This is a genomic window from Streptomyces sp. CA-179760 (genome assembly GCF_050937045.1).
GTDB lineage: Bacteria > Actinomycetota > Actinomycetes > Streptomycetales > Streptomycetaceae > Streptomyces.
This window is the reverse complement of the sequence record NZ_JBNJLZ010000001.1, coordinates 285,274-310,143: the sequence shown is the minus strand read 5'-3', so window position 1 is coordinate 310,143 and position 24,870 is coordinate 285,274. Positions and strand designations below refer to the sequence as shown.

Annotated in this window: 25 protein-coding genes and 2 pseudogenes; 11 read left to right on the top strand and 16 right to left on the bottom strand. The window is 71.1% G+C overall.

Annotated elements, in window-relative coordinates; genetic code table 11:
• Positions 1 to 62: 62 nt before the first annotated feature.
• Both ACQEV8_RS01515 and ACQEV8_RS01510 read right to left on the bottom strand, forming a co-directional pair.
• Positions 63 to 1,156, bottom strand: a pseudogene (locus ACQEV8_RS01515) (chemotaxis protein).
• A 76-nt stretch (positions 1,157 to 1,232) separates the two neighbouring features.
• A complete protein-coding gene (locus ACQEV8_RS01510) occupies positions 1,233 to 2,807 on the bottom strand; it encodes an alpha/beta hydrolase (RefSeq protein WP_432956654.1) in 1,575 nt (524 codons plus the stop codon).
• A 274-nt stretch (positions 2,808 to 3,081) separates the two neighbouring features.
• Between ACQEV8_RS01510 and ACQEV8_RS01505 the strand changes: the two genes are divergently transcribed.
• Positions 3,082 to 4,089 (top strand): chaplin, encoded by a 1,008-nt coding sequence (locus tag ACQEV8_RS01505; RefSeq protein WP_432956652.1) that lies wholly within the window; start codon positions 3,082 to 3,084, stop codon positions 4,087 to 4,089.
• A 25-nt stretch (positions 4,090 to 4,114) separates the two neighbouring features.
• Here ACQEV8_RS01505 and ACQEV8_RS01500 read toward each other — a convergent pair whose 3' ends face one another.
• From ACQEV8_RS01500 to ACQEV8_RS01490, 3 genes are all read right to left on the bottom strand, one after another.
• On the bottom strand, positions 4,115 to 4,849 hold the full coding sequence (locus ACQEV8_RS01500) for a class I SAM-dependent methyltransferase (protein WP_432956650.1): 735 nt from the start codon (positions 4,847 to 4,849) through the stop codon (positions 4,115 to 4,117).
• A 6-nt stretch (positions 4,850 to 4,855) separates the two neighbouring features.
• Positions 4,856 to 5,824, bottom strand: coding sequence for a hypothetical protein (locus ACQEV8_RS01495; RefSeq protein ID WP_432956648.1), 969 nt, complete (start codon positions 5,822 to 5,824; stop codon positions 4,856 to 4,858).
• Positions 5,825 to 5,955: 131 nt separating this feature from the next.
• The gene (locus ACQEV8_RS01490; RefSeq protein WP_432956647.1) at positions 5,956 to 6,441 is read right to left on the bottom strand and encodes a nucleoside deaminase; all 486 of its coding nucleotides are present in this window, start codon (positions 6,439 to 6,441) and stop codon (positions 5,956 to 5,958) included.
• Positions 6,442 to 6,549: 108 nt separating this feature from the next.
• Between ACQEV8_RS01490 and ACQEV8_RS01485 the strand changes: the two genes are divergently transcribed.
• The gene (locus ACQEV8_RS01485) at positions 6,550 to 7,473 is read left to right on the top strand and encodes an NAD-dependent epimerase/dehydratase family protein (protein ID WP_432956646.1); all 924 of its coding nucleotides are present in this window, start codon (positions 6,550 to 6,552) and stop codon (positions 7,471 to 7,473) included.
• A 144-nt stretch (positions 7,474 to 7,617) separates the two neighbouring features.
• Here ACQEV8_RS01485 and ACQEV8_RS01480 read toward each other — a convergent pair whose 3' ends face one another.
• Both ACQEV8_RS01480 and ACQEV8_RS01475 read right to left on the bottom strand, forming a co-directional pair.
• Positions 7,618 to 7,881, bottom strand: coding sequence for a GlsB/YeaQ/YmgE family stress response membrane protein (locus ACQEV8_RS01480; protein WP_432956644.1), 264 nt, complete (start codon positions 7,879 to 7,881; stop codon positions 7,618 to 7,620).
• A 173-nt stretch (positions 7,882 to 8,054) separates the two neighbouring features.
• A complete protein-coding gene (locus ACQEV8_RS01475; RefSeq protein ID WP_432956642.1) occupies positions 8,055 to 8,495 on the bottom strand; it encodes an SPW repeat protein in 441 nt (146 codons plus the stop codon).
• 228 nt (positions 8,496 to 8,723) lie between these two features.
• Here ACQEV8_RS01475 and ACQEV8_RS01470 point away from each other — a divergent pair, with 228 nt between their 5' ends.
• Positions 8,724 to 8,903, top strand: coding sequence for a hypothetical protein (locus tag ACQEV8_RS01470; RefSeq protein ID WP_432956640.1), 180 nt, complete (start codon positions 8,724 to 8,726; stop codon positions 8,901 to 8,903).
• Between the two features lie 286 nt (positions 8,904 to 9,189).
• On the opposite strand, the gene ACQEV8_RS01465 is transcribed toward ACQEV8_RS01470, so the two are convergent.
• A complete protein-coding gene (locus ACQEV8_RS01465) occupies positions 9,190 to 10,239 on the bottom strand; it encodes an acyl-CoA dehydrogenase family protein (RefSeq protein ID WP_432956639.1) in 1,050 nt (349 codons plus the stop codon).
• Between the two features lie 55 nt (positions 10,240 to 10,294).
• Positions 10,295 to 11,398 carry a substrate-binding domain-containing protein gene (locus tag ACQEV8_RS01460; RefSeq protein ID WP_432956636.1) on the bottom strand — a complete coding sequence of 368 codons (1,104 nt, stop codon included), beginning with the start codon at positions 11,396 to 11,398 and terminating at the stop codon, positions 10,295 to 10,297.
• Positions 11,399 to 11,474: 76 nt separating this feature from the next.
• On the opposite strand from ACQEV8_RS01460, the gene ACQEV8_RS01455 reads away from it, so the two are divergent.
• From ACQEV8_RS01455 to ACQEV8_RS01440, 4 genes are all read left to right on the top strand, one after another.
• Positions 11,475 to 11,912, top strand: coding sequence for a MarR family winged helix-turn-helix transcriptional regulator (locus tag ACQEV8_RS01455; RefSeq protein ID WP_432956634.1), 438 nt, complete (start codon positions 11,475 to 11,477; stop codon positions 11,910 to 11,912).
• A 191-nt stretch (positions 11,913 to 12,103) separates the two neighbouring features.
• Complete coding sequence (locus ACQEV8_RS01450; protein WP_432956632.1) at positions 12,104 to 12,994, top strand: glycoside hydrolase family 19 protein; 891 nt, start codon at positions 12,104 to 12,106, stop codon at positions 12,992 to 12,994.
• Between the two features lie 96 nt (positions 12,995 to 13,090).
• Positions 13,091 to 14,455 (top strand): phospholipase, encoded by a 1,365-nt coding sequence (locus ACQEV8_RS01445; RefSeq protein ID WP_432972311.1) that lies wholly within the window; start codon positions 13,091 to 13,093, stop codon positions 14,453 to 14,455.
• A gap of 42 nt (positions 14,456 to 14,497) precedes the next feature.
• A complete protein-coding gene (locus tag ACQEV8_RS01440; protein ID WP_432956631.1) occupies positions 14,498 to 15,415 on the top strand; it encodes an oxidoreductase in 918 nt (305 codons plus the stop codon).
• Here the strand turns inward: ACQEV8_RS01440 and ACQEV8_RS01435 are convergent.
• From ACQEV8_RS01435 to ACQEV8_RS01425, 3 genes are all read right to left on the bottom strand, one after another.
• Positions 15,412 to 15,870 (bottom strand): pyridoxamine 5'-phosphate oxidase family protein, encoded by a 459-nt coding sequence (locus ACQEV8_RS01435; protein WP_432956629.1) that lies wholly within the window; start codon positions 15,868 to 15,870, stop codon positions 15,412 to 15,414. The two genes, ACQEV8_RS01440 and ACQEV8_RS01435, sit on opposite strands and share 4 nt — an antisense overlap.
• Before the next feature lie 413 nt (positions 15,871 to 16,283).
• Positions 16,284 to 17,519 (bottom strand): IS701 family transposase, encoded by a 1,236-nt coding sequence (locus ACQEV8_RS01430; RefSeq protein WP_432956627.1) that lies wholly within the window; start codon positions 17,517 to 17,519, stop codon positions 16,284 to 16,286.
• A gap of 52 nt (positions 17,520 to 17,571) precedes the next feature.
• A complete protein-coding gene (locus tag ACQEV8_RS01425; protein ID WP_432972308.1) occupies positions 17,572 to 17,967 on the bottom strand; it encodes a tautomerase family protein in 396 nt (131 codons plus the stop codon).
• 127 nt (positions 17,968 to 18,094) lie between these two features.
• Between ACQEV8_RS01425 and ACQEV8_RS01420 the strand changes: the two genes are divergently transcribed.
• A complete protein-coding gene (locus tag ACQEV8_RS01420) occupies positions 18,095 to 18,487 on the top strand; it encodes a VOC family protein (RefSeq protein ID WP_432956625.1) in 393 nt (130 codons plus the stop codon).
• 44 nt (positions 18,488 to 18,531) lie between these two features.
• Entirely contained in the window at positions 18,532 to 19,611 is a 1,080-nt protein-coding gene (locus ACQEV8_RS01415) for an adenosine deaminase (RefSeq protein WP_432956623.1), read from the top strand.
• Here ACQEV8_RS01415 and ACQEV8_RS01410 read toward each other — a convergent pair.
• The 3 genes and pseudogenes from ACQEV8_RS01410 to ACQEV8_RS01400 form a co-directional block, all read right to left on the bottom strand.
• The gene (locus ACQEV8_RS01410; RefSeq protein ID WP_432956621.1) at positions 19,593 to 20,108 is read right to left on the bottom strand and encodes a mycothiol transferase; all 516 of its coding nucleotides are present in this window, start codon (positions 20,106 to 20,108) and stop codon (positions 19,593 to 19,595) included. The two genes, ACQEV8_RS01415 and ACQEV8_RS01410, sit on opposite strands and share 19 nt — an antisense overlap.
• Positions 20,109 to 20,135: 27 nt before the next feature.
• Positions 20,136 to 21,635, bottom strand: coding sequence for a carotenoid oxygenase family protein (locus ACQEV8_RS01405; RefSeq protein ID WP_432956619.1), 1,500 nt, complete (start codon positions 21,633 to 21,635; stop codon positions 20,136 to 20,138).
• 67 nt (positions 21,636 to 21,702) lie between these two features.
• A pseudogene (locus ACQEV8_RS01400) lies at positions 21,703 to 22,616 on the bottom strand (LysR substrate-binding domain-containing protein).
• A gap of 120 nt (positions 22,617 to 22,736) precedes the next feature.
• Here ACQEV8_RS01400 and mgrA point away from each other — a divergent pair.
• Positions 22,737 to 23,729 (top strand): L-glyceraldehyde 3-phosphate reductase, encoded by a 993-nt coding sequence (mgrA, locus tag ACQEV8_RS01395; protein ID WP_432956617.1) that lies wholly within the window; start codon positions 22,737 to 22,739, stop codon positions 23,727 to 23,729.
• Positions 23,730 to 23,779: 50 nt separating this feature from the next.
• On the opposite strand, the gene ACQEV8_RS01390 is transcribed toward mgrA, so the two are convergent.
• Entirely contained in the window at positions 23,780 to 24,067 is a 288-nt protein-coding gene (locus ACQEV8_RS01390) for a DUF1905 domain-containing protein (RefSeq protein ID WP_432956615.1), read from the bottom strand.
• Positions 24,068 to 24,412: 345 nt separating this feature from the next.
• On the opposite strand from ACQEV8_RS01390, the gene ACQEV8_RS01385 reads away from it, so the two are divergent.
• Complete coding sequence (locus ACQEV8_RS01385) at positions 24,413 to 24,823, top strand: hypothetical protein (RefSeq protein ID WP_432956614.1); 411 nt, start codon at positions 24,413 to 24,415, stop codon at positions 24,821 to 24,823.
• The last annotated feature ends 47 nt before the right edge of the window (positions 24,824 to 24,870 follow it).

Here is a 24,870-nt window from a genome sequence, read left to right as displayed (position 1 = left end):
AACCCGTGGGTAACTCTCGCGCCGGGTGCTGCGTACGTTCGAAGGGTATGTGTTCGAGGTCTTCAGTACCGCAGCACTCCTGCGATGCCGTCCGCCTCACCGAGCGCGCCGTCGGGCACGAAGCGGACGTCGGCGCCCGTCTCCAGACACTGCTCGACGATCTCGTCCACGATGTCCTCGCGGGAGTCGAGGTCGCCACTCTCGGTGAGGACCAGATGGTCCCCGGCGTCCCGGACCGTCACGCGATAGTTCTCCTCGACGGCCAGCAGCCGGACACGGCCGTCCCGGGCGCTCTGCCACAGCTCGTCGACTCCGGCGGCGAACTCCCGCCGTCCGCGTGCCGTTTCGAGGGCTCGGCTCACGGCGTCCGTGCTCCGGCGGGCCTCCGCCTCGATCACCGGCCGCATGGCCTGCCACACGGCATCGGGGGTCCCGTGGGCGAGGCCACCGTGCGGAACGTTCACCGCGCCCCCGGCGGTGGTGCCGGCCTCGTCGATCAGCGAGAGGGCGGCCGGCTCGCCGGTGACGTACAGCCGTCGCGGATGGTCGCGCAGGACAGCGCTCATCGCGATGTCGGCCTCGCGCAGGAACTGGCGGGTGCGTTCCTCCCGGAAGGCGCTCGGCGTGTCACCGATCCGCTGCAGCCGTTCCGGGTCGAAGTTCTCCACCCGCCTGGTCAGGGGAAGCCGCCGACACGCGCCTCCACGACCCGGTCGGCACCGCCGTTCCACAGCGTGACGCGGTCCGCGGCGAGCGACAGCACCCAGAACGGCCGCCCGGCCGTCTGGGCGGAGACCAGGTTCCGGGTGAGGAAGGTGTCCGAGAGCACCACGCGTTCGGGCACCGGCCGGGCGAGCGACCACACCTGGTGCTCACCGGGGGCCGCGAAGATCGCCAGGCCGTCCTCGGCGTGCGTGAGATCGACCTCGGACAGGGCCCGGTCGAGGTGCCGGGCGACCTCCGCCCGGCGTTCCCGGGTGACGGCGGGATCGACCTCCAGTTGCCTCTTGGCCTCGGCCACGACATTGCGCAGCCGGACCTGGTCCTGGGCGTTGTGGGGTTCGCGCCGGTGTGTCGGCGTCAGCACGGAGACCGCGGGGTAGGGGCGCGGGCGCCGCAGCTCGGCAAGGGTCGCGGGACTCAGAACGTGCTCCATGACAGCACGATAGAGCCGATTCGCGATGGGGCATTTGGGGCAATCGGTTCACCGGTTCGAGTGGGGGAGCCGGAACTCACTCGGTGTCGTGATCGGAGCCGCAGGAGCTGCCGTCCGGCGGGAGGGTGCCGTACAGCAGGAAGGCGTCGACCTTGCCGTGCACGCACTTGGAGGACCCGTAGCCGGTGTGGCCCTCGCTCCGGTTGTCGAGCACCACGGCCGACGAGCCGAGCCGCTCGGCCGTCTCCACCGTCCAGCGGTACGGCGTGGCGGGGTCGCCCCGGGTGCCGACGAGCAGCATCCTCGGCGCGTCGACGTCCTTGACCTCGTCGCGGATGTAGTCGGTGCCCTTGGGGCGGCCGTAGCACAGCAGCACCTGGGCGAGCCGGTACCGGCCGAAGACCGGTGACGCCTGCTCGTACCGGGCGCGCAGCCGGCCGAGGTCCTTGGTGATCTGCGCGGCGGCGGGGCGGTCGGGATCGTCCGCGCAATTGACCGCCATCAGCGCCGCCGGCAGGTTGTCCAGGGGCACGTCCTCCGGGTCGACGAGTCCGCGGTGCTCGCCCCGCAGCGGCGGGAGCGTGACACCTCCGGACGCGAAGGCCTCCAGGCCACGCGTGTCGCCCTCCTCGAGCAGCTGGGCGACCGCCCGCTGCAGCAGGGGCCACAGCTCCCTGCTGTAGAGGCCCTGCCCGAGCGCGCCCGCGAAGTCCTGGCCGGAGAACGCCTCGCCGAAGTCCGTCGGCACCGGTTCCCGGTCGAGCGACTCGACCACCTGTACGACGTGTTCCCTGGCTTTTCGCGGATCCTGCCCGAACGGGCAGGCGATGTCCTCCGTGCACCAGGTCAGGAAGTTCTCCAGCGCTGTCTGCAGTCCCCGGGCGCTCGCCACGCCCTGCTCGGACAGCGGCTCGGTCAGCGTGTCCACACCGTCCAGAGCCATCCTGCCGACCTTCTCGGGGAACCGGGCCGAGTACACCGCTCCGAGTCGGCTTCCGTACGAGAAGCCCAGGTAGTTGAGCTTGTCGTCGCCGAGCGCGTCGCGCATGACGTCCAGGTCGCGGGCGGCGTTCACCGTGCCCATCTGGCGCAGCACGGGACCCGAGTGCTCGGCGCACTCGGCCGCCGCCGCGCGCAGCTTCTCGAGCACGGCCTGCGGATCGGCGGCCCCGGCGTCGCCGTCCGTCTCCTCCAGTGCGCCGGTGGAGGCGTTTCCGCAGCTCACCGGTGCGGAGCGGCCGACGCCGCGAGGGTCGAAGCCGACGACGTCGTAGCCGTTCGTCAGGCCCATGAAGTGTTTGCCGCCGAGGGCGAGTTGGGTCACGCCCGGGACACCCGGGCCGCCGAAGTTCACCAGTACCGAGCCCCGGGACTTGGCGGTGGCCCGGTAGCGGGCCAGGGCGAGATCGAGAGTGCCCTTCTCGGGCCTGGCGTAATCGAGCGGGACGGTGACCTTGCCGCACTGCAGGTCCTTGGGCATGTCCATGCCCTCGCACGGCGACCACTTGATCTTCTGGTCGTAGAAGCGCGTCAGGCCGGGCGGTGGGTCGTCGGCCGCGCCCGGCAGGCCCGCGCCCAGCAGGGCCAGCCCGGCCACGCCGGTGACCGAGCAGCGCCGGATCGAGAGGTGCGTGGACAGCTTGGCCAGCATCAATGCCTCCAGAGGCGCCCCACAGCGGACCGGGAACCGGCGCCCTCGCCCACCATAAACGGGCCCCCGAAGCGGCGCCTCCGGGCGGGTGGGGCCGCTCGATGCGGCTTGCGGTGTGCTGCTCCGTGCCGCATACGAAGGGCTTTACCGCTAGTTCGACAACCGGGCCGCTCGATGGAGTGAAAGGCCGATAAGCCATAACTCGGATCGTGCGCCCCGCGTTCTATCCCGTGCGGGTGAGTGCCCGCGACGATGTCTGGAAGGCAGGGAACCTATGAGACGGGTTACCCGAAACGGTGTGATCGCCGTCGCCGCCGCCTCGGGCGCGATGGCCCTGGCCGTCCCCGCGTCCGCGGATTCCGCGGCGGACGGATCGGCGGCCGGTTCGCCCGGGGTGGTCTCCGGCAACACCGTTCAGCTGCCGGTGCATGTCCCGGTGAACGTGTGCGGGAACACGGTGAACGTGGTGGGGGTCCTGAACCCAGCCGCGGGCAACAGCTGCGCTAACAAGGGCGACGGGCGGGCCGGCCGGCCGGGCAAGCCCGGCGGTGCGGTCGCCGAGGGCGGCGGAAAGGATTCACCGGGCGTGGCCTCCGGCAACGGCGTACAACTGCCGGTCGACGTCCCGGTCAATGTCACCGGCAACAGCGTGAACGTGGTCGGCATCGGCAACGCGGCGACCGGCAACGAGTCCTCGAACACCCCTGGTGACCGGCCGGTCCGCCCCCACCACCCACCGAAGCCCGCGGCCCCGAAGCCGTCCGTCCCGCCCCGGGCGCACCCGGCCCCCGACCCCGCCCCCGCCCCGCACTCCGTGCCGCGGGCCTCGGGAGCCCTTGCCCACACCGGCTCGGACCACACCCTGCCGGCCGTCGCGGCGAGCGCGGCGCTGGTGCTCGGGGAGTGGTGCTGCGCAGGAGGTTCCGCCCGGCGGCGGAGGCCTCGCAGGGGAGCTGAGGCAGCGGAGCCCGTCGGCACGCGATGCCGCTCCCGGACCCGGAAACGGCGGTGCCCTCGCGGCCCCGCCGATCGGTGGCAGGCGACACCGATCCGTTCCGGCCCGGGAGCCCGGGCGGCGCTGCCGCGTGGTGGCACGTCGTGGTGCTCTCGGGCGGAAGGCCGCGAAGCCCTCGCGGTGCCGCGGACGGCGGCATGCGACGCGGCTTCGGGGCCCGAAGGCTGTGGGCCCGTCGCGCTTTCGGGCCGGCGACGCCCTGAACTCGCCGGAGCTGCCGGGGCCGCGGGGGCGGTGGAGGTGGCCTCGGCCGCATCGGCGTCGTAGGAGCGCCCTCGGCGGCCGGTGGTCGTCAGACCGGCTCCGCCACCCCGGTGAGCAGCACCGTCCCGGAGTCGCCGTAGGCCGGCAGGGCGCGGTCGGCGTCGATGTGGGTCACGTCCAGGTCGCGGGTCAGAGGGGTGAAGACCTCTGTGACCGTCGTCGGGTTCACCGGGCAGCCCGGCCAGCGGGACGCCGGGCCGATGCGATAGGTCGGCAGGTTCTCCATGAACGCGGCGACCAGGTGGCCGCCCGGCGTGACCGTGCGGACGAAGGTGCGGCAGAAGTCGGCGAATTCGGCGAAGTCCTCCGTGGCGCCCTCGGCGACGAAGTGCATGGAGGCGAGTTCGTAGCAGCCGGGCGGCAGGTTCCGGACGTCGGCGTGGACTACGTTCACCGGCGCCAGCGCCCCGGCCAGGGTCGCCGGCACATCGGGGTTGAGCTGCCGGCACAGCGCGTGGAAGGGGAGCCAGCTCGCGTCGAGGCGGTGACAGATCTGTTCCTGGAGATAGGCGACGCTGCTCGCCCCCGCCTCCACGGCGTCGATCCTGCGGCACGCGGCGGACGCGAGGATCAGCGGGTAGAGGTTGGGGCCCGCCCCGAACTCCACCGAGCGGTCGATGCCGCCGGGCGGGAAGCGCCGGTAGAAGGCGCTGTGGTGGGCGATGATCGCCGCGTCCGAGGGATGCACCTCGCGGTAGTTCTCCGCGAGGTAGTCCGCGACCGGCCAGCGGTCCCAGTCCACGTCGTCGTTGTGCGTCGTCATGGCCGTTCAGCCCTTCAGCCGCAGCGGGAATCGCTCGGACAGCCGGGTCAGGGTCCCGTCGACGCCCAGGGAGCCCGAGGTCTCGGCGAGCAGTCGCTCCGGGGCGGCGGCGAGCAGGACGCCCGGGTCCGCTCCGGCCGGACGGTCCGGCTGGGTCATGGGGCACACCAGGACGGAGGGCGGACCGTCCAGCACGGCGGCGATGCCGGGTTCGAGGGCGACCGGGCTCATCAGCCGGGTGCCGTGCGCCCCGAGGTCCGGGTTGCTGTCCGTCGGCAGCAGGGTCCGGTGCGGTACGTCCGGGCCCAGCAGCCGGTCGACCGCCGTACGGCAGGACCGGTCGACCCCCTCCTGCCGGAACGCCGAGACCAGTGACGCGGCGGCCCCGAGCAGTGCGAGCTCCCGGGGCACCGCACGGCGATGGGCCACTACCATCCCCGTCAGCCGCAGGATCACCAGCAGGAACAGCGCTCCCGAGAAGACCGCGATCACGGTGGCGTCCCGCGTCTCGTCGCTCAGCCCCTGGTAGAGAAGGATCCCGGGCGCGATCAGCGTGGCCATGGTGAGTACGACCAGGGACTCCCCCTGCGGCACGGCGGCGGTCAGCTCGACCATGGACGGGTGCGGCGCGGCGAGGCCCCACGCGGTGCAGAAGACGGTCCCGCCGGTGCCCAGCAGGGTGCCCGTCCGCCACAGGTCGTTGAGTTGCGGGATCCCGTACGCGATGTCGAAGCCGGCGTCGTAGCAGGTGTCGCCTGTGATGCAGGTGAGCAGCCCGCCGGCCGGCACCCACCAGGGCCACCGATGGGCGGGGTGGTGGAGGCGCGTGCCGACCAGGACGGCGGTGACGCCCGCGAGACCGATGACGGCCCACAGGGCGGGACGCGTCGCCGGGACGGTGATATAGACGAGGGTGGCCACCGCGACCAAGGCGATGCAGGCGGTCGGCAACCGCCGTGCAGGCAGCGTAGACATGCGCCTCCCCCCGTTGGGGAGACCGGGGCGTGACGCCTGTTCCGGTTGAATTCGATCGTAGATTCGCCCATCCGGCCCTGCATCTCGGGCGGGCGGCGCCCCTCGATGGGAGCGAGGAATCCGGGGGCGGCTCAGTCGCGCCCGCGATGGAACCTCATGTGCAGATCCCGGATCCGACCCGTCAGTTCCGGCACCGGACCGTCCACGATCACACCGGGTGCCACCTCATGGACGGGGAGTGTCCGCACCGGTGGCGCGGGGGCTCCCAACTCGCCCAGCCAGGATACGAGTTGCTCGGACGAGGCGACATAGGCGATGCGTCCCAGGCCGACCCAGGCGTGCGCCGCCGCGCACATCGGGCAGTGCTCGCCGGAGGTGTAGACCGTGGCCGCCGCCCGCTCCTCGAGTGTGAGATGAGCCGCCGACCAGCGCGCCAGTTCGAACTCGGGGTGCCGGGTGTGGTCGCCCGAGGCCACACGGTTGCGGTCCTCGGCGAGGACCGTGCCGTCTCTCCCCACCAGAACCGAACCGAACGGTTCGTCCCCGGCGTCCAGTGCCTCGGCCGCGAGCTCCACGCAGCGGCGCAGGTGAAGCAGTTCCGTGTCCTTCACGACCATGGTGCCGGGCCCTTCCGCGTGACGAAGTGATCAACAGGACTTTACGGCGGGCGGGGCGTGCGACCGTCCGGATGTCACATCACCGCCCGTCCGATCCGTCGCATGGTCATGACGACGAACCGGAAGAACCAGAGCATCCTCCTCGCCGGCGCGAGCGGTGTCCTCGGACGGCACATCACCCACGCGCTCACCGAGGCCGGCCACAAGGTCACCGGACTCGGCCGGAGCCGGGAGAACGGAGTCCGCGCCGACCTCATGGACCGCGACGCGCTGCTGCGCGCCGTCGACGGACACCACTTCGACACCGTGATCCACGCCGCTACCGCCCTGCGCAAGCCACCGATGCGCGACCGCGACATGGACGCCACCGACGCGCTGCGCACCCAGGGCACGGCCCACCTCCTCGAGGCCGCCCATGCCACGGGCGCCCGCCGCTTCGTCGCTGAGTCGATGGTCTTCGGCTACGGCTACGGGGATCACGGCGACCGCCCGCTGACCGAGGACGACCCCTTCGGTCCGCCCGGCAGAACGCCGCGGCTGGAGCGGCATATCGCCGGGATGCGGACCAAGGAGCGGCTCACCTTCGAGTCGGAGGCGCTGGAGGGCATCGCGCTTCGCTTCGGCTTGTTCTACGGCCCCGGCGGCACCGACGCCCTGCTGCCGCTGCTGCGCGGGCGGCAGTTGCCCATGCCCGGCGACCGCGACCGGGTGCTGCCGTGGGTGGAACTCACCGATGCGGCCCGCGCGGTGGCCGCCGCCGTGGAACGTGGCCGGCCGGGGCAGGCGTACAACATCGCGGACCGAACTCCGCTCGGCTTCCGCGCCCACATCGAGAGCGTGGCCGCGACGTTCGGACTGCCGAAGCCGATGACCGTGCCGCTGTGGCTGATGAAACCCATGTCGTACGCGCACACCGTGATGGCGTCGCGGCTGCGGATGTCCTGTGCCAAGGCGGAACGCGAACTGGGCTGGACTCCGCGCTATGCGTCCAGCGGCGAGGGGCTCGCCGCGATGCGGCCGTCTGGCCGCTGATGCCGGGGGCGCACCGGCCGGGGTGCCGGGGAGCACCAGCCGGAACCGGCTCCGGTGTGCCGGGCCGCCGGGCCGCGGCACACCGGAGCCGGATGACTCCTGGTGTCGCGCACGTACTGTCGATCGCCGTCGCTCGCTACGCCGTCAGCGGCGTACCTTCGAACGGTCCAGCGCGGCGACGCCGAGCGCGGCGAGGCCGATCTGGATGAGCCATTCGACCCAGTCGACACCCTTGGTGTCGGCCACGCCGAACGCGCCGGCGAGTGCGGAGCCGATCAGCGCGGCGATGATGCCGACGACGATCGTCCACAGAATTCCGATTCGCTGACGGCCCGGGACCACGAGCCGGCCCAGGACGCCGATGACGATGCCGATCACGATGGCACTGATGATGCCGTCGACTTCCATCTCCGCCCCTTCTCCTCAGATCCCCCGCTGCAGTGCGTGTGCCCCCTGGCGGCCGGGACACTCCGGGCCCGCGCCCCGTGGCCGCCCGCGGCGTGGACGGTGACATGAGGATGCGGACACGAGAGGGCCGGTCCGGGAGCGCGGACCGGCCTTCGTCTCCCTCCCGGCGGGGGCTACGGCCTCGGGGAGGCCTTCGCGGCCGTTCCGGCGCACACCAGACCCAGCAGCACGGCCAGTGCACCGATGATGATGTTGTTCCACACGACTCCGGCGTCCGGGCTCTCGCCGACGATCCAGGGCGAGATGATCATCCACACCCCGAGGGCGCACATGGCCCAGCTCAGCCCGTACATACGCTCCGGAGCACGAGTGAACCCGAGTGCCAGCAGACCGATCGCGATACCCATGATCAGGTTGTGCGTCACGAGCGGCGGCTGGCTGGTCGTGTAGTGGACTATCCACGGGGAGGCCGCGCAGTACAGACCCAGCAGGAACACCGGTCCGTCCACGAGCGCCACATCGCGACCACCGAGCACGCGGGCGTACCGATCCCGCATCTCGGAGGCATCAGGGTGGCTGGTGATGTCACCTCTGGTGGGCGAGACGTTGGCCATGACTCGTCTCCTTCGTCTTACAGGGCGACCGCGTCTGGTGGGGTATGCGGTAAGCGCCGCGTAAGCACATTCTGCTCTTATTTTTCCTTTATGTGTAGGGGTTGTGCAGGGGTGCGGGCTCCTACCGGGCGGTACATGTCCGGGCGGATCGCGGGCAATCGGAGGGATACGGCAGTGACCGATCGACGTCGCCCGACGGGTGGCGCGGGACAGCGGAGGGCAGCGGACATGTCTACGGCGATCAGCGCGAAGGTCCTGGAGCGGTTCCCGGCGGGAGCCCCGCGCGGATCGTGGCCGGCGGAGGAGTACGCGGCGCGCTGCCGCGCCGAGGGTGAGCCCGCCACCGTCGTGATGGATCTGGAGTCGGACGCCTTCCTCGTGGTGGTTCCATCGGACGGCGAAGCCTGATCCCGGCCGGGATCAGGAACCCGGGTCCGGGGCCGGGGCGCGAGACGAGCCGCGCATTCCTTGGCGACCTCAACCGGTTCCAACGAGCCCCTTTGGTGGGCAAGACCGGTCGTACGAACGGCTCCGTGTCCGCGACGGTGGGCATACACGACGGTGAGCACCAGCTGACGTTCAACATCAACGGTGACTGGCTCCGGGACGGAGCGCTCTACGTCGATGTGATCGAAGCGGAGTTCTGCGGCAAGGTCCCGCACCGGGGTGCCGAGCCGTCCCTGACGCCGCTCGGTCAGCCGGAGGCCAGTGCGCCGAGGTGCGTCCGGCGTGCCTCGGTCGTCTGGCCCTGCACCAGCAGGAACATCCCCTCGCGGGCCAGCCGCTGCGCCCGGCTGTCCAGGGCCATGGACCGGCCGCCCCCGGCCACGACCGCGGCGGTCGTGGCCGCGCGCATGAGGTCGTAGGCGCGTGTCTTCACGGACAGGCGTTCCGGGACGCACTCGTGGGGGACCGGGTGGTCGGCCAGCGCGTAGGCCTCCCGCCGGACCTCGTCCAGCCGGGCCCGCAGTGAGCGGGCCGCGTCCTGGCCGTCCGGGGTGTCCGCCACCAGGTCCAGCGCCGCTTCCGCCACTCCGAAGACGGCCGGACTGGCGTTGGCGGCCCGCGGCAGGTCGACCAGGGCGAACTCCTTCTGTGGCACGCGCAGCACGACAGCCTCGTCCGGCACCCACAGGCCGTTCAGTTCCAGGGAGACCGTACGGGCGGCGGTCAGTGCCGCGAGCCGCATCGGCGCCGACGGAGACAGCCCCGGCTGCTCGCGGGCCTCGGCGAGGACGAACACCACCTCGGCCGTCTCCGTCACACCGGCCAGCAGCATCACGTCGTTCAGACCCCAGCCGGTGAACCAGGGCACCGTTCCCCCGAAGCGCCAGCCGCCCCGATCGGGCACCGCCCGCACGGGGACGCGGGGGAAGGCGCGGACATGGGCGAACGCGATACCGGCCATCACCTCACCGGTCGCCAGCGGCCGTAGGAGCTTCTCGCGGATGGGCGAGTCACAGGTGGCGAGCAGCTTCACCGGGGTGTGGTGCTGTGTCTGCACGAACCATGTGGAACAGCACGCCCCGGCCAGGATCTCCGCGGTCTCCCGCGCCACGCCGACGGGCGCGCCCGCCCCGCCGTACTCCTGCGGCGCGCCCACCCCGAGCAGCCCCGACCGCTTCACGGCCGCGATATGGCTGGCCGGCACACCCTCCTGGTCGACGCGCTCGGCGTCGGGGACGAGGAGATCGTGCGCCAGTCGTCGTGCGCGGGTGACAAGGGGATGAGGTGTGGTGGTCATGGGAGAAATTCTCCTGGCCGCACGGCGCGGAGTGTCGATCCGGGGGTGTGTCGTTTCAGGGACGTACGTCGAGCTCCGTGAGCACGTCGAAGTCGAGACCGTCGGCACGGGCCAGATAGATGCGCTGGCGCACATGACTGTCCCGAAGGTGCAGCAGCCCGCGCGGGCCCTCGTACGACACCGCGCCCGCCGCCGCGCCGATCGCCGACACGTCCAGCGTCCCGGCCCGCCGCAGCAGCGCGGCCAGCAACAGCACACCCTCGTAACAGGACTCGCCGAGGCTGCCGAGGGCGGGTGCGTCGACGCCGTAGCGGGTGGCGTACCGCCCGTGGAAGTCGAGAGTGTCCCCGTTGGCCAGCGAGGCGAAGAAGCCGGCCGTGCTGTAGAGGTCCTCGGTGGCCGCCGGGCCGCTCGCCATCAGCATGTTCTCGTCCATCAGGGTGCTCAGCCGCAGACAGCGCGCATGCAGGCCGTGCGCCGCGAACGCCCGGTTGAAGCGCACCGCGTCGCTGCCGACGAGCAGCATCAGCACCCCGTCGGCGTCGGCGCGCTCGACGCGGCGCAGCACCGGCCCGAAGTCGTCGGTGCCGAGCGGGAGATAGGCCTCACCGGCGACACATCCGCCGGACGCACGGGCGTACACCCGGGCCGCCCGTGCCGTACGCCGCGGCCACACGTAGTCGTTCCCGACGACGAACCACCGCCGTGCCCCGCGCTCGCGCGCCAGCAGATCCATCGCGGGCCGCAGTTGATCGCGCGGGGTCTCGCTCGTCAGGAACACGCCCGCGGTGTCCTCCCCGCCCTCGTACAGCGCCGTGTACACGTACGGCACGCGGTGCGCGATCCTCGGCGCCAGCGCCTGGCGCACCGAGGAGATGTGCCAGCCCGTGACGCCCTGCACCACGCCCAGGTCGACCAGCGCCTCGACCTGGCCGGCGACCTCGTACGGCGGGCCCGAGCCGTCGACCGGGACGAGCCGCAGCTCCCTGCCGAGCACGCCGCCGTCCCGGTTGACCTCCTCGGCGGCCAGCCGCGCGCACAGCTCGCACGTCGGCCCGAAGATCCCGGCCGGCCCCCTCAGGGGGAACACGAGGGCCACGCCGAGCACCGAGTCGTCGGCCGTGAACCACTCGGGCGCGGGGAGGTCGTGCCGGAACATGCCATCATGATTCCGGCTCCACCGTACGAACTCCAGTGCGTCTCTTACCATGGACGCACCTCTAGCTAGGAGCGGCATGGCCACCCCATCCCCGCGTCGGTCCGACGACCTCGTGCAGCTGCTGACGCGGGCCGAGCGGCTCGCGGCGCGGCGGCTGCAGGCCGTGCTGGAGGAGGAGGGCTGCTCGCTCGACGCGTGGCGGGTACTGGCCCTGCTGTCCGAGGGCGAGGGGCACCACATGACGGCGATCGCGGAGGCCGTCTTCCTGCCGCCTCCGACGCTGACCAAACTCGTCGACCAGCTTGTCGACCAGAATCTGCTGCACCGCCGGGTCGACCCGTTCGACCGCCGCCGCGTCCTCGCCCACCTCACCCCGCGCGGCCGGGAGTACTGGCAGCGCGTCGACCGGGCGGTCCACACCGGCCGGCCCACGCTGGGCGACGGCGACGACGAGCTGCTGCGGTCCCTGCTGGACCGACTCGCGGCGACGCTGGGCGAGTCGGCCCCCGTGTGAGCCCCCGGCAGCTCCGCACGCGGATGACTGGTCTACACCCTTGACTGGTACAGACCAACGCGATTGAGTGTGCCTCCACACCCCCACCACGGCCGCCCCACGCCGTGACCGGCCCGGCCGGCGCGTGCGCCCAGGCCCTGCTTCGCCCTGCCTGGCCGGGTGCGGCCGTGCTCCGCAAAGGAGTCGATCCCGTGTCGAGACGCCGTCTGTCCGCCGTCCTGGTCACCCTCGCCCTCGCGGGCACCGCCCCGGTGCTGCTGCCCGCCTCGAACGCCTCCGCCGCCGCGTGCTCCAGTTACCCGAACTGGACCGCCGGCAAGTCGTACAACGCCGGAGACATCGTCCGCTACACCGACGGCAAGGCGTACATCGCCGAGCACGCCAACCCGGGCTACGACCCGGTCATCAGCACCTGGTACTGGGAGCCCTACGCCTGCGACAGCGGGCCGGGAACACCCCACGCGCGCTTCGTCGTCACCGAGGCGCAGTTCAACCAGATGTTCCCGCACCGGAATTCCTTCTACACGTACAGCGGGCTCACCGCGGCCCTGAGCGCCTACCCCGGCTTCGCCAACACCGGGGGCGACACGGTGAAGAAGCAGGAGGCCGCCGCCTTCCTCGCCAACGTCAGCCACGAGACCGGCGGCCTGGTGCACGTGGTGGAGCAGAACACCGCCAACTACCCGCACTACTGCGACTGGAGCCGGCCCTACGGCTGTCCGGCCGGACAGGCCGCCTACTACGGGCGCGGCCCCATCCAGCTGAGCTGGAACTTCAACTACAAGGCCGCGGGTGACGCGCTCGGCATCGACCTGCTGAACAACCCCTGGCTGGTCCAGAACGACTCGGCCGTCGCCTGGAAGACGGCCCTGTGGTACTGGAACACCCAGACCGGCCCCGGCACCATGACCCCGCACAACGCCATGGTGAACGGCGCCGGCTTCGGCCAGACCATCCGCAGCATCAACGGCTCCCTGGAGTGCGACGGCAAGAACCCGGCGCAGGTGCAGAGCCGCGTCAGCAACTATCAGCGGTTCACGCAGATCCTCGGGACGTCACCCGGCGGCAACCTCTACTGCTGACGCCGGACCCCAGGGCGTGGTGTCATACGGGATGTCATGCACCTGATCAACCCCGATCGGTCCTGATCAGTCCGACGAAGGGCATCCCTCATGCGTCTGCGCACCCCCCACGCCCTGCTCGCCACGACCGCCGCGCTGGCCGCCGCGGTCGTGGCGCCTCCGCCCGCCGCTGCCGCATCGGTTCCGGCCGCGGGCACGTACTACGTCCAGAGCGCCACGACCGGGCTCAACGCGGCCGACAGCGGCGGAGCGGTCGAGCAGCACAGACCCCGTGGCAACGAGGACCGCCAGCAGTGGCGGCTGCAGCCGAACGGGTCGACCCACCTGCTGGAGAACACCGACACACCCGGCAACTGCCTCGGCCGCAACGGCGACCAGGCCGCGACCGTCGCCTGTACGAGCGCGGACGCCGTCTGGGAGATCACCCCGGCCGGCACCGACCGCTACACCCTCAAGGCCCCGGGCACCGCACGCCATCTCACGGTGGCCCCCAAGCCGTCCGGCGCCACCTACCCCGCCCGGCTCGCCGTCGGCGGGGCGGGCGACCTCGCAGTGTGGTACCTCACCCCCGTCGACCCCGCCACCGGCCCCATGCCGCCGCAGGGTCAACGCACCCTGGACCAGGTCACGTTCCTCACCTCGCACAACGCGTACGCCAACGGCGTCGACGGCGGCTTCGCACCGCCCTTCGTCAACCTCGTGCCCAACCAGACGCGCGGTATCGAGCGGCAACTCGCCGACGGAGTCCGTGGATTCATGCTCGACATCCATCAGACCCCCGACGGCGCGATTCTCTGCCACAACAGCTGCACCCTCGTCAGCAAACCGGTCGCCCTCTGGGTCGACCTCCAACGCATGGTGGACTTCCTCAAGGCCCACCCCGACCAGTTCGTCACCGTCTTCCTGGAGGACTACGTCGACCCGGGCGTCCTGCGCGCGGAACTCGCCAGGGTCAACGGCCTGTCGGACGTGCTGTACCGGCCCGACCGCACCGGCGTACGGCAGAACGGCTGGCCGACGATGGCGGACCTGGCCGCCGCCGGCCACCGCCTGCTGATCTTCACCGACCACAGCCGCTCCGCCGACCAGGCGGCGGGCCTGACCCGGGACGGCTTCGGCGTCATGTACCAGCGCGAATGGACCGTCGAGAACTACTGGTCCATGGGCTCGCCCATCGGCTCCTCCGACTGGTCCTGCTACAGCCGCTGGTATGACGCCGGCACGAACATCCCGCTGACCCGCACCGAACCCGGATTCCGCCCGCTGTTCGTCATGAACCACTTCCGCGACGCCGGACTCACCGCCACGGCTGCCACGGACAACACCAAACTCGCCGACCGAGCGCAGCGGTTCTGCCGGCCGGCCGCCCGCAAGAAGCCCAACTTCCTCGCCGTGGACCACTACGACCGCGGTAACCCGGCCTCCGCCGTCGCCGCCCTCAACTCGTACACATATCCGTAAAGCGGCCACACCGGTCCCCGTGGCGTATGTGAGACTCCGCCGATGAGCTCACAGACGATCACCGCGGACGCCGCGGGCACCTGGAAACTCGGCGACCTGCCCGTCCACCGCCTCGGCTACGGCGCGATGCGGCTGACGGGCAGCGCCGCCTTCCACCACGGCACACCGAGCGACCGCGACCGGTCGATCGCCGTCCTGCGCAAGGCGATCGACCTCGGTGTGAACCACATCGACACGGCCGCCTTCTACTTCTCGTCGCTGCGCTCGGCGAACGAGCTCATCAACACCGCGCTGGGGCCGTACCCGGACGACCTGGTCATCGTCACCAAAGTGGGCCCGTACCGGGCCTACGACGGGGAATGGGGCACCTCGGCCCGCCCCGAGGATCTGCGCGGCCACGTCGAGGAGAACCTGCGCCAGCTCGGCCGCGACCACCTGGACGTCGTCAACCTGCGCCGGATGCCGAAGTACGGCTCGATCGCCGAGCACTTCGGAGCCCTCGCGCAGCTCCGGGAGGCGGGCCTGATCCGGCACCTGGGGGTCTCCGGCATCGAGCCCCGCCACCTCGCCGAGGCACAGGCCATCGCGCCCGTGGTCTGCGTGCAGAACCGGTACGCCCTCGACCGTCCCGACCCGGCGACCGACGAACTGCTGCGGATCTGCTGCGAACAGGGCATCGCCTTCGTGCCGTTCTACGCCGTCGCCGGCGAGAGCGGGGAGCACGGTGCCACCACCGCCCACGACGAGGAGGTGCGCACCGTGGCCCGGGCCCACGGTGCGAGCCCAGCACAGATCCGCCTCGCCTGGACGCTGCACCAGGGCCCCCACGTCCTCGCCATCCCCGGCACCGGTAACCCCGGCCATCTGGCGGAGAACGTGGCGGCGGGTGCGATCCGCCTCACCGCCGAAGAACTGGATCGGCTGAGCGCACCGCGGCGGAGAGCCGGGGCGATCGGCTAGACCGCCCAGCTTCCGTCCCGCATGAGATGCCTGCGGGGCAACTCCTGCACCTCGCACCACGCCTGCACCGCTCGCGGCCGCACCCGGAAGAACGCATACGACGCGTGGTCCTCGCGCGGATCCCAGCCGGTCTTCGCACGGAACGCCTCGGCCGCGGCGGGTGGCACCTCGCCGGAGGCGAAGGTCTCCACGTCGCCGTCGACGAGCACGACGTCCCGGGTGTCCCCGAAGGCCAGCCGGGCACGCCGGCCGTCCCGCAGATTGCGGCCGGTGGGGTTGGTCAGCCGGGTGCACAGCCACACGGCCTCGTCGTGCCACACGAACCACAGCGGAACCAGACACGGCAGCCCTTCGGCGTCGGCCGTGGCGACCCAGATGTCGATTTCCCGCTCCAGCCGGACCAGCAGGTCCGCCTTGCGCCGCGCGGGGGTGCGAGGTGGCTCGGTGATCTTCATGGACGGGACGTTAGCGGCCGGGCCGGGGGTGCCGCCTCGGGCTGCGGGCGTAGGCCGAAGGTCTAGGTGTGCTGTTCGGAGAGGTTGGTGACGCGGCTGGCTGGGGTTTGGATCAGGTCGCAGGAAACTGACGGTTCCTCGTAATCGCCGGTGAGCGGGGTCTGGTGCGTGCAGCTGCAAGGCGGAGGAGGGCGGCGATGCGGAGCATCGGCAACCGACGACAACGCGGCAGATGCGCGTGCCGGACCCCGCGTCTGCGGCGTGATCCGAACGGCAGGCCCTAGTAGTGCTTCGTTAGGTTCTGGGCTGTCTGTGGCTTCTTCGGGGGTTGGGCAGGGGGCGTCCGCAGGTGGTGCAGGTACCGGTCCAGCACCTGAGCAGGTCCTGAAGAATGTCGAGGACCTGGTAGAGGGTCAGGCCGGTGTGCGGACTTTTGGGTCGAGCCGCCTGAGGGTGAGGAAGGCCTGGGCGGCGGTGACGAGGGTGACGTGGTGGTGCCAGCCGCGCCAGGTGCGGCCCTCGAAGTGGTCCAGTCCCAGGCCATGCTTGAGCTCGCGGTAATCGTGCTCGATCCGCCAGCGCATCTTCGCCCACCGCACCAGGTCAGCGGCCGGTGTGGTGGCGGGCAGATTCGATATCCAGTAGTCCGTCGGAGTGTCCTGGCCCTCCGGCCATTCAACGAGGAGTGTCTGGACGGGCAGGACACCGTCCCACTGGTTGCGGCCGCCGCCCGCCGCCTGGGCTGCGGCGAGGGACTGCTTGCCCGCGGGCCGCACGCTCAGCACCGCGAACCGTGAGGTCATCGCGCCTTTGCTGCCCTGCCGCCAGGTCACCTCGGTGAACCGCTCCGCACCCGCCTCCGCTGCGAGGACGCAGACGGCTCGTGGTGGGGTGCGATAGCGGGGAAGGGTGGGCGGCCCGAGCCCACCGTAAGCAGGCTGGTGCGGCTCGGTATTCTCCGGGTGAGCGACTTCCTTCCCGTTCAGGGCCAGAACATAGGACAGCCCTCGCTCCTCAAGGCCGAGCCGGAAGGGGGTGCTGACGCCGTATCCGGCGTCGGCGACCACGACCGGCGCCTTCAACCGCCAGTCGGCGAGCGTGTCCAGCAGGCCGAGCGCGAGACGCCACTTCTCCTGGTGCACCACGTCGTCGGGGACTCCTGCTCTGCGGCATCGGTCCGGCTCATCCGTCCACTCACGCGGCAGATACAACTGCCACTGCAACGGGCACGAGGCGGTGTCGGTGGCGGCATGGACACTGACCGCGACCTGGCAGTTCGCCCGTTTGCCGAGTGCTCCGCAGTACTGGCGGGCCACTCCGGCCGACGCCTTGCCGCACTTGGGGAACGACACGTCGTCGATCACCCACACCTCAGGTGTGATCACCTCGGACAGCCGCTCGGCGATCCGCTGCCTGACCGGCAGCGGATCCCACGGCGACTGGTTCACGAACTGCTGCAGGGCCTGCATGTTCCCGTCCGGCAGACGCTCGGCCATCGGCTGGACCGACTTGCGCCGGCCATCGAGCATCAGGCCCCGCAGATAACACTCGCCCCACCGCCGCTGATCCCGCCGCGGCAACGACCCGAACACATCGGCAACGAACTCCGCCAACTCACCCCGGAGCCGTTCCACCTCCCCCAACCTCACCCCGGGAAGCTGCCCACAATCAACCGAGATCACTCAACGTAACGAAGCACTACTAGGTCCGAGAGGAATCGAGGTACTGCGCCAGCCCTTGGCCCAGTGACCAGTCGGCCGACTCGTTCTCGGTCAGGACCACGAAGACGTTCCTCGGCTCGGTGCCCGCGTACGCCTGGGCGAGCTCGGCGACTCTCCGGTACAGCGCCTGTTTCCGCTCGGGCGTGCGACCGGAGCGGAGCGTGATCGCGACGTAGACGATGCCGTCGTCGCGGTGCACGCCGAGGTAGTCGTCGTACCGGAGAGTCCCGCTCGTGCCGTCGTGGTCCCTCAGGATCTGGAACCGGTCGTCGGCCGGAATGCCGAGCGTCTCCCGCAGGGCGTCGTGGACGGCACGGCCGATCGCGGCGAGGCGCTCGGGGCCGGCGCGGAGCGTGTCGATGCGGACCAAGGGCATGGGGCCTCCGGAGAAGTTGTCGACCATGAATGTACATACTAGTAGTTACAGTCGCTCCGCTGTAACTGGCGTCCCGTGCGTTTTACGTATAACCTCTCCCGTCAACCGCACGCTCCGAGAGGTCCCGATGAGACGTATCGCCCTGGTCACCCTCGTCGTCGACGACTACGACGAGGCGATCCGCTTCTACACCCAGGCCCTCGGATTCCGGCTCGTCGAGGACGCGCCCCGGCCTGACGGATCCCGCTGGGTCGTCGTCGAACCCGGTGCCCCGGGAGTCGGAGCCGGTCTGCTGCTCGCCCGTGCCAAGGGGGAGGCCCAGGCCGCCCGGGTCGGGGACCAGGCCGGAGGGCGGGTCGGGTTCTTCCTGCACACCGACGACTTCGCCCGCGACCACGCCCGGATGGCCGCCGCGGGCGTCACCTTCCTGGAGGAGCCGCGGTACGAGCCGTACGGCGTCGTCGCCGTCTTCCAGGATCTGTACGGCAATCGCTGGGACCTGCTCCAGCCCGCCGGCTGACCTCCCTCTCCGCTTCGAACCGCCCGCTCAAGGAAAGACCCGCCATGACTGCTACGCGCGTAGATGACGCATTGATCCGCCGGCTGCCCAAGGCCGTGCTGCACGACCACCTCGACGGCGGCCTGCGCCCCGCCACCGTCGTGGAGCTCGCGGACGCGGTCGGTCACACCCTGCCCACCACCGACCCCGACGAGCTCGCCGCCTGGTACTACGAGGCCGCCAACTCCGGTGACCTGGTGCGCTACATCGCCACCTTCGAGCACACCCTCGCCGTCATGCAGACCCGCGAGGGCCTGCTGCGCACCGCCGAGGAGTACGTCCTCGACCTCGCCGCCGACGGTGTCGTGTACGGCGAAGTGCGCTACGCCCCCGAGCTGAACACGAACGGCGGGCTGACCCTCGCCGAGGTCGTCGAGACGGTTCAGGAGGGCCTCGCCGCCGGCATGGCGAAGGCCGCGGCCGCGGGCACCCCGGTCCGCGTCTGCACCCTGCTGTGCGGGATGCGCATGTTCGACCGGGTGCGCGAGGCCGCGGACCTGGCCGTGGCGTTTCGCGACGCCGGTGTCGTCGGCTTCGACATCGCCGGTGCCGAGGACGGCTTCCCGCCCGCCGACCACCTCGCGGCCTTCGAGCACCTGCGCCGCGAGAACGTGCCGTTCACCATCCACGCCGGGGAGGCGCACGGCCTGCCCAGCATCCACCAGGCCCTCCAGGTGTGCGGCGCCCAGCGCATCGGGCACGGCGTGCGCATCACCGACGACATCCCCGACCTCGTGGCGGGCAAGCTCGGCCGTCTCGCCGGCTGGGTGCGCGACCGGCGCATCGCCCTGGAGATGTGCCCGACCTCCAACCTCCAGACCGGAGCCGCGACCTCCATCGCCGAGCACCCGATCACCGCGCTGAAGGACCTCGGCTTCCGCGTCACCCTCAACACCGACAACCGGCTGGTGTCGGGCACGACGATGACCCGCGAGATGTCCCTGCTGGTCGAGCAGGCGGGCTGGACCGTCGAGGACCTGCGCACGGTCACGGTGAACGCCCTGAAGAGCGCGTTCCTGCCCTTCGACGAGCGGAACGCGCTCATCCGGGACGTCGTGCTGCCCGGCTACGAAGCCGCGCTCTGAAGGAGTCCCCGCAGGTAGGCGGCCTGTCCGATGTGCTGGAGATCGTCGGACAGGACGCTGACCAGCCGGACCCCCAGGGTGACCGGCGGATTCCACCGCTCGTCGACGACCCGCTCCAGGTCCTTGGCGGCCAGGCCGCGCAGGGCCTCCAGGCTCTGGTCGTGCACGGCGTCGTAGTAGCCGGTCAGCATCTCGCCCGAGTCGACCCGGACCTTGGCGACCTTGGCGGGGCTGTGGCCGTAGCCCGTGTCGTGGCGGGGCAGGCCAAGACCGAAGCGCTTCTCCCAGTCCTGGGCGAGCCACACCTGCTCGAGGCCGAAGGCGTCGGCGATGTGGTCGTCCTGGACCCGGGTGAGGTGCCAGACCAGCCAGGCGACCGAGTTGGCGTCGGGCGCGGGCCTGGCGGCGAGGTCATCGGGGCCGAGGCCCTCGACGGTGGCGTGGACTTCTTCCCTGATGCGGCTGTGAGCCTCGATGAGGACGTCCTTTGCATGCATACGTCCACCATCGCCCATCGCGTCACCTCACGCGTCGGGGACCCAGCTCCCGTGGAAGCCCAGAGGCACCCGCCCCGGCAGATGGATCCGGGCGACCGGTTCGCCGGTGAAGTCCTGGGCCGAGAGGATCACCAGGTCCGACGCACCGCGGTCGGGGTCGTGCACGTACGCGATCGCGTAGCCGTGGTCCTCGGCCGCGCCCGGGTCGGCCGGGTCGCACGGTACGAACACGGCCTCGCTCGCCGCCGAGCCCCGCGGCAGCCGGTGCACCTGCGCCGTGCCGCGCAGCAGATCGTGCTTGAACAAAGCGTTGCCGAAGGCCCGGTCGGGCGGGCTGCCGTCGGCCGTAAGGTACGCCGATGTCATCTCCGCCGACGCCGCCGTGTAGCCGTAGCGGTGCCGGCGGGACACCAGCGACTCGTTCACGCGCGGGAACTCCTGCGGACGGTCGTCGAGCGTCTTTGTGCGCACCCGGCCGCGGTGCAGGTCGACCGTCCAGCGGTCGAGCCGGGCGGTCCCCGCCCCGTACGGCCCACCCGACCCGCGGCCGGCCACGAAGAAGGGCGCGTCGAAGTTCGTCATGTCGATGACGATGTCCGAGCCCTCCTCATAGGCGTTGAGGGTGTGCGAGTAGTACACCGGGTCCACCTCGAACCAGCGCACCGCGCCACCTGCTCGCGGCAGGACGCCGACCCGCGCCGGGTGTTTCCTGTTCCAGACGTACGGCACGATGTCGCCGCGCTCGGCGCCCGCCGGGTCGAATGTGACCGGCATGTCGAGGATGACCACGTGGTTCTCGGTGAGCGCGAAGTCGTGGATCATCGGCGCGTCCGCCACCGGGATCGTCGTGGTGCGCGAGACCCGGCCCGTCGGGTCCACGACGAGGTGGCGCACATGGTCCCAGGTCGGGTAGTAGGCGATCGCGTGCAGCTCACCGGCGTGCACGTCGAACTTGGTGTGCGCCGTCAACGGCCCCTTCAGGGTGCCCCGGAAGTCGTACGTGCCGACGGTGTGGAGCTCGTCGTCGAGTTCGTACGGCAGCGGTCCGCTCTCCTGGAGCGCGAGGATCCGTCCCCGGTAGGGGATCACATGGGTGTTGCAGGGGAAGTCGTCCGGCGGCACGGGGCCCGGATAGGGCTCGCCGAGCTTCTTCGCCACCTGGGACGAGCGCACCCACCGGCTGCGATACCACTCGGCGCGGCCGTCGCGCAGCCGGACGCCGTGTACCATGCCGTCGCCGAGCATCCAGTGGTGGGCGCGCGGGTCCTCCAGGCCCAGGACGTTGGGACCGTTGCGCAGGTAGCGCCCGTTCAGCTCGCGCGGGATGCGGCCGGTGACCGGAAGGTCGAAGGCTGTCAGTTCCTCGGTGACGGGCTTGAACGCGCCCTCGAGAAAGGGGAAGTGCCGCTTCGCCGGGACCGGCGCCGCAGCCGCGGGCCGCGCTCCCGCCCCGGTGCCGACGAGTCCGCCGGCCGCCGTGATCGCGGCCGCGCCTCGCAGCACGTTCCGTCGCGTGTGGATCGCCATCTTCCGTACTCCTGACCGCAGTTGTCGTTGGGTACGGTCACGAGTCTGCGACGTGAGACGGTCCGGGTCAGGAGGGGCAGACACCCTCCTGGGGTGTTGCCAGACCCCCTGTTTCCAGCAGGGCCATCAGCGCCCGCGCGGCCGGACTGGTCGCCTGCGCGGGCGGCAGCAGGGCGACGGTCTCGTACGGCATCTCGCCGGTGCCCTCCACCGGCAGGGCGGTCAGCGACGCTCGCTTGTGCCGGAAGTGCCGAGGCACGACGGCGATGCCCAGTCCCTCGTCCACCAGGTCGAGGAGGCTGTGCACGTCGTTCACCTCCAGGGCGACGGTCCGCCGCACGCCCGCCGCCGCGAACGCGGCGTCGGTGGTGCGGCGCGGCCCCCAGTCCGGGTGGAAGTCGACGAACACCTCTCCACCCAGATCCGCCGGCGTGACAGGCGCACCGGCGGCGGCGAGCCGGTGGCTGGGATGGCACAGGACCGTCATCGGTTCGCTGGTCAGCGGCACGGACCTCAGCTGGTCGGTGTCCTCCTGGGTCCGCACCACGAAGGCGAGGTCGAGCCGCCCGGCCGCGACCTCCTCCGCCAGGGCCCCGAGCCAGCCTGCCGCAGGCAGATCTCGACATCCGGGTGCTGCCTCCGGAACGCGGCGAGCAGCCCCGCCACATTCACCCCGGCGACGCACTGCTCGCTGCCCAGCGCGAGCATGCCGCGCAGCACGCCCTGTACCGCCGCCACCGCCTCGTGGGCCGTCCGCACCTGCGCCAGGATCCGCTCCGCCTCACCGAGCAGCGCCCGCCCGGCCGGAGTCAGCGTCACCCGGCGGGTCGTCCGCACGAACAGCGGCGTCTGCAGCTCCCGCTCCAGCGCCCGGATCGAGGCCGACAGGCCCGACTGGGAGACCAGGAGGCGTTCCGCCGCCCGGGTGAAGTGCTGGTCCTCGGCGACCGCGACGAAGTGCTGCAAGTGGCGCAGTTCCATGACTGAGAAGCGTAGCCGCTGAATTCCATCGGATTCTTCTGTTGGACGCATGGGCGCAGGTCACGCCAGAGTGGACAGCGGTTTCATCCGACCGCGCCAGCCAACCCCTCTGGAGTCGCGTTGTACACCGCACACCCCGACCGCTACGCGGACATGCCCTACCGGCGCACCGGACGCAGCGGCCTGAAGCTTCCCGCGCTCTCGCTCGGCCTGTGGCACAACTTCGGCCCGGACCGGCCCGTAGAGACCCAGCGCGCCATCCTGCGCCGCGCCTTCGACCTCGGCGTCACCCACTTCGACCTCGCCAACAACTACGGCCCGCCGCCCGGCTCCGCCGAGTCCGCGCTGGGCGAGTTCCTGAAGTCGGACTTCGCGGCGTACCGCGACGAGCTGGTCATCTCCACCAAGGCCGGCTACCTGATGTGGCCCGGCCCCTACGGCGAGTGGGGCTCGCGCAAGTACGTGCTGTCCTCCCTGGACCAGAGCCTGAAGCGGATGGGCCTGGACTACGTCGACATCTTCTACTCGCACCGCCCCGACCCGGACACTCCGCTGGAGGAGACGATGGGCGCCCTGCACTCGGCGGTGCAGCAGGGCAAGGCGCTGTACGTCGGTGTGTCCAACTACTCCGCCGAGCAGACCCGCGAGGCCGCCCGCATCCTGGGCGAGCTGGGCACCCCGCTCCTGATCCACCAGCCGCGCTACTCGATGCTGGACCGCCGCCCCGAGGACGAGGGCGTGCTGGACGCCCTCGACGAGCTCCAGGTCGGCTCCATCGTCTTCTCCCCGCTGGAGCAGGGCCTGCTCTCCGCCCGCTACCTGGACGGCATCCCGGAGGGCTCCCGCGCCGCGAGCGACAGCCCGTTCCTGAACTCCGACGCGCTCACCGAGGACCTGGTGGGACGGCTGCGCGACCTGAACGACATCGCCAAGTCGCGCGGCCAGACCCTGGCCCAGCTGGCGCTGGCCTGGGTGCTGCGCGGCGGCCGGGTCACCTCCGCGCTGGTCGGCGCGAGCAGCGCGCAGCAGATCGAGGACAGCGTCGGCGCCATCCGCAACCTGGACTTCGACGCGGACGAGCTGGCCCGGATCGACGCGATCGTCAAGCAGTAGGGGACCTCTCGGCCGGGGGCGGGCAGCCGCCCTGGCCGAGCGGGCACGGTCTAGGAGCCGATCCGCTCCTCCAGCCGCACGGTCACCGTGTCACCCTCCTCCTTGCCGATGGCCTTGCGGATGTCGGCCTTCACGGGCAGCTTGTGCGTGCCGTCGCCCAGCGCCATGAAGGAGCTGCGGAACGGATGCCCGTCGATCGTCCCGCGGACCTTGACCAGGCCGCGGGTGCCGAAGAACTCGACGGACCGGGGCCAGACCAGATAGGTCCAGCCCCCCTCGGCGGGGCTCCTGCGCAGGACCGTGGTGAACTCCGCGTCCAGATCTGTGGTCGTGGCCATGACGTCCTCCGGTGCTCGGCGGCCTCTCCTTCATCAGACCGCCGGACACCGGGAAACTCATCGCGCCCAGCACCTGTCGGCCGGTGCCCGGAGGCCGTACTCGCTGGTCAGGGCCCGGATCACCGCACGTCGCGAACCCGGCACGGATCACCCGGCCGGGTTTCGGCCAACTCAGGGTGTGAATATGCCAGGAGAGTGGCCGGAAAGTCGTGGTGACAGTGATTCAGCAGTGAACATACTGACCTGCGAGAGCGCTTTCACATCCAGCGACGGTGTCCTCACGCACAGCACGCGAGCCGCGGTGGAGCGAGTCCGGCAGGCGGGCAGGGCAACGGGGGAGGTCACGTGCACGACGAGTTCCTGTGTCACGTCACTGCGTACGGGGTTTGCGACGGCCGCCGCATCGGAGTACCCCTGGGGACCTATCGGGCGCCCACCCTCGCCCTCGCCCTGTGGTGGCTGCGCGACCGCGCCTCCTGGATCGCCCAGCGCCTCGACCCTCAGCCCGACGCCGAGCACTTACCGCCGGGCGCGCTCGTGCCGGTCGCCGACACCGTGCCCGACGTGCCCACACAGCTGCGCGCCTGGTGCGCCGACCCCGGCCACCAGGAGCGGATCGCCGAGGAGTTGGCGGCCGGACGGCTGGTGCGCATCGCCACCAGCGACGACACCACCGAATACGAACTGCTCGCCGAGTCCGTGGACGCCCTCCGGATGCAGCGGACGGCCCCCGGCCTGGGAATCCCCGTGGCCTGACTCCGTCCGCAGAGGCGTAAAGCGGGCAAATCGGTAGAATCTTGGTC

What these genes read in the sequence shown, in the direction of transcription:
- ACQEV8_RS01455 (WP_432956634.1), top strand. Translation starts at nt 11,475, where the DNA reads ATGGCCACCCCATCCCCGCGTCGGTCCGACGACCTCGTGCAGCTGCTG.
- ACQEV8_RS01500 (WP_432956650.1), bottom strand. Translation starts at nt 4,849, where the DNA reads ATGACGACGCACAACGACGACGTGGACTGGGACCGCTGGCCGGTCGCG.
- ACQEV8_RS01465 (WP_432956639.1), bottom strand. Translation starts at nt 10,239, where the DNA reads ATGACCACCACACCTCATCCCCTTGTCACCCGCGCACGACGACTGGCG.
- ACQEV8_RS01420 (WP_432956625.1), top strand. Translation starts at nt 18,095, where the DNA reads ATGAGACGTATCGCCCTGGTCACCCTCGTCGTCGACGACTACGACGAG.
- ACQEV8_RS01505 (WP_432956652.1), top strand. Translation starts at nt 3,082, where the DNA reads ATGAGACGGGTTACCCGAAACGGTGTGATCGCCGTCGCCGCCGCCTCG.
- ACQEV8_RS01490 (WP_432956647.1), bottom strand. Translation starts at nt 6,441, where the DNA reads ATGGTCGTGAAGGACACGGAACTGCTTCACCTGCGCCGCTGCGTGGAG.
- ACQEV8_RS01485 (WP_432956646.1), top strand. Translation starts at nt 6,550, where the DNA reads ATGACGACGAACCGGAAGAACCAGAGCATCCTCCTCGCCGGCGCGAGC.
- ACQEV8_RS01480 (WP_432956644.1), bottom strand. Translation starts at nt 7,881, where the DNA reads ATGGAAGTCGACGGCATCATCAGTGCCATCGTGATCGGCATCGTCATC.
- ACQEV8_RS01435 (WP_432956629.1), bottom strand. Translation starts at nt 15,870, where the DNA reads ATGAAGATCACCGAGCCACCTCGCACCCCCGCGCGGCGCAAGGCGGAC.
- ACQEV8_RS01470 (WP_432956640.1), top strand. Translation starts at nt 8,724, where the DNA reads ATGTCTACGGCGATCAGCGCGAAGGTCCTGGAGCGGTTCCCGGCGGGA.
- ACQEV8_RS01460 (WP_432956636.1), bottom strand. Translation starts at nt 11,398, where the DNA reads ATGTTCCGGCACGACCTCCCCGCGCCCGAGTGGTTCACGGCCGACGAC.
- ACQEV8_RS01425 (WP_432972308.1), bottom strand. Translation starts at nt 17,967, where the DNA reads ATGCCCTTGGTCCGCATCGACACGCTCCGCGCCGGCCCCGAGCGCCTC.
- ACQEV8_RS01510 (WP_432956654.1), bottom strand. Translation starts at nt 2,807, where the DNA reads ATGCTGGCCAAGCTGTCCACGCACCTCTCGATCCGGCGCTGCTCGGTC.
- ACQEV8_RS01410 (WP_432956621.1), bottom strand. Translation starts at nt 20,108, where the DNA reads ATGCATGCAAAGGACGTCCTCATCGAGGCTCACAGCCGCATCAGGGAA.
- ACQEV8_RS01475 (WP_432956642.1), bottom strand. Translation starts at nt 8,495, where the DNA reads ATGGCCAACGTCTCGCCCACCAGAGGTGACATCACCAGCCACCCTGAT.
- ACQEV8_RS01415 (WP_432956623.1), top strand. Translation starts at nt 18,532, where the DNA reads ATGACTGCTACGCGCGTAGATGACGCATTGATCCGCCGGCTGCCCAAG.
- ACQEV8_RS01440 (WP_432956631.1), top strand. Translation starts at nt 14,498, where the DNA reads ATGAGCTCACAGACGATCACCGCGGACGCCGCGGGCACCTGGAAACTC.
- ACQEV8_RS01405 (WP_432956619.1), bottom strand. Translation starts at nt 21,635, where the DNA reads ATGGCGATCCACACGCGACGGAACGTGCTGCGAGGCGCGGCCGCGATC.
- ACQEV8_RS01495 (WP_432956648.1), bottom strand. Translation starts at nt 5,824, where the DNA reads ATGTCTACGCTGCCTGCACGGCGGTTGCCGACCGCCTGCATCGCCTTG.
- ACQEV8_RS01390 (WP_432956615.1), bottom strand. Translation starts at nt 24,067, where the DNA reads ATGGCCACGACCACAGATCTGGACGCGGAGTTCACCACGGTCCTGCGC.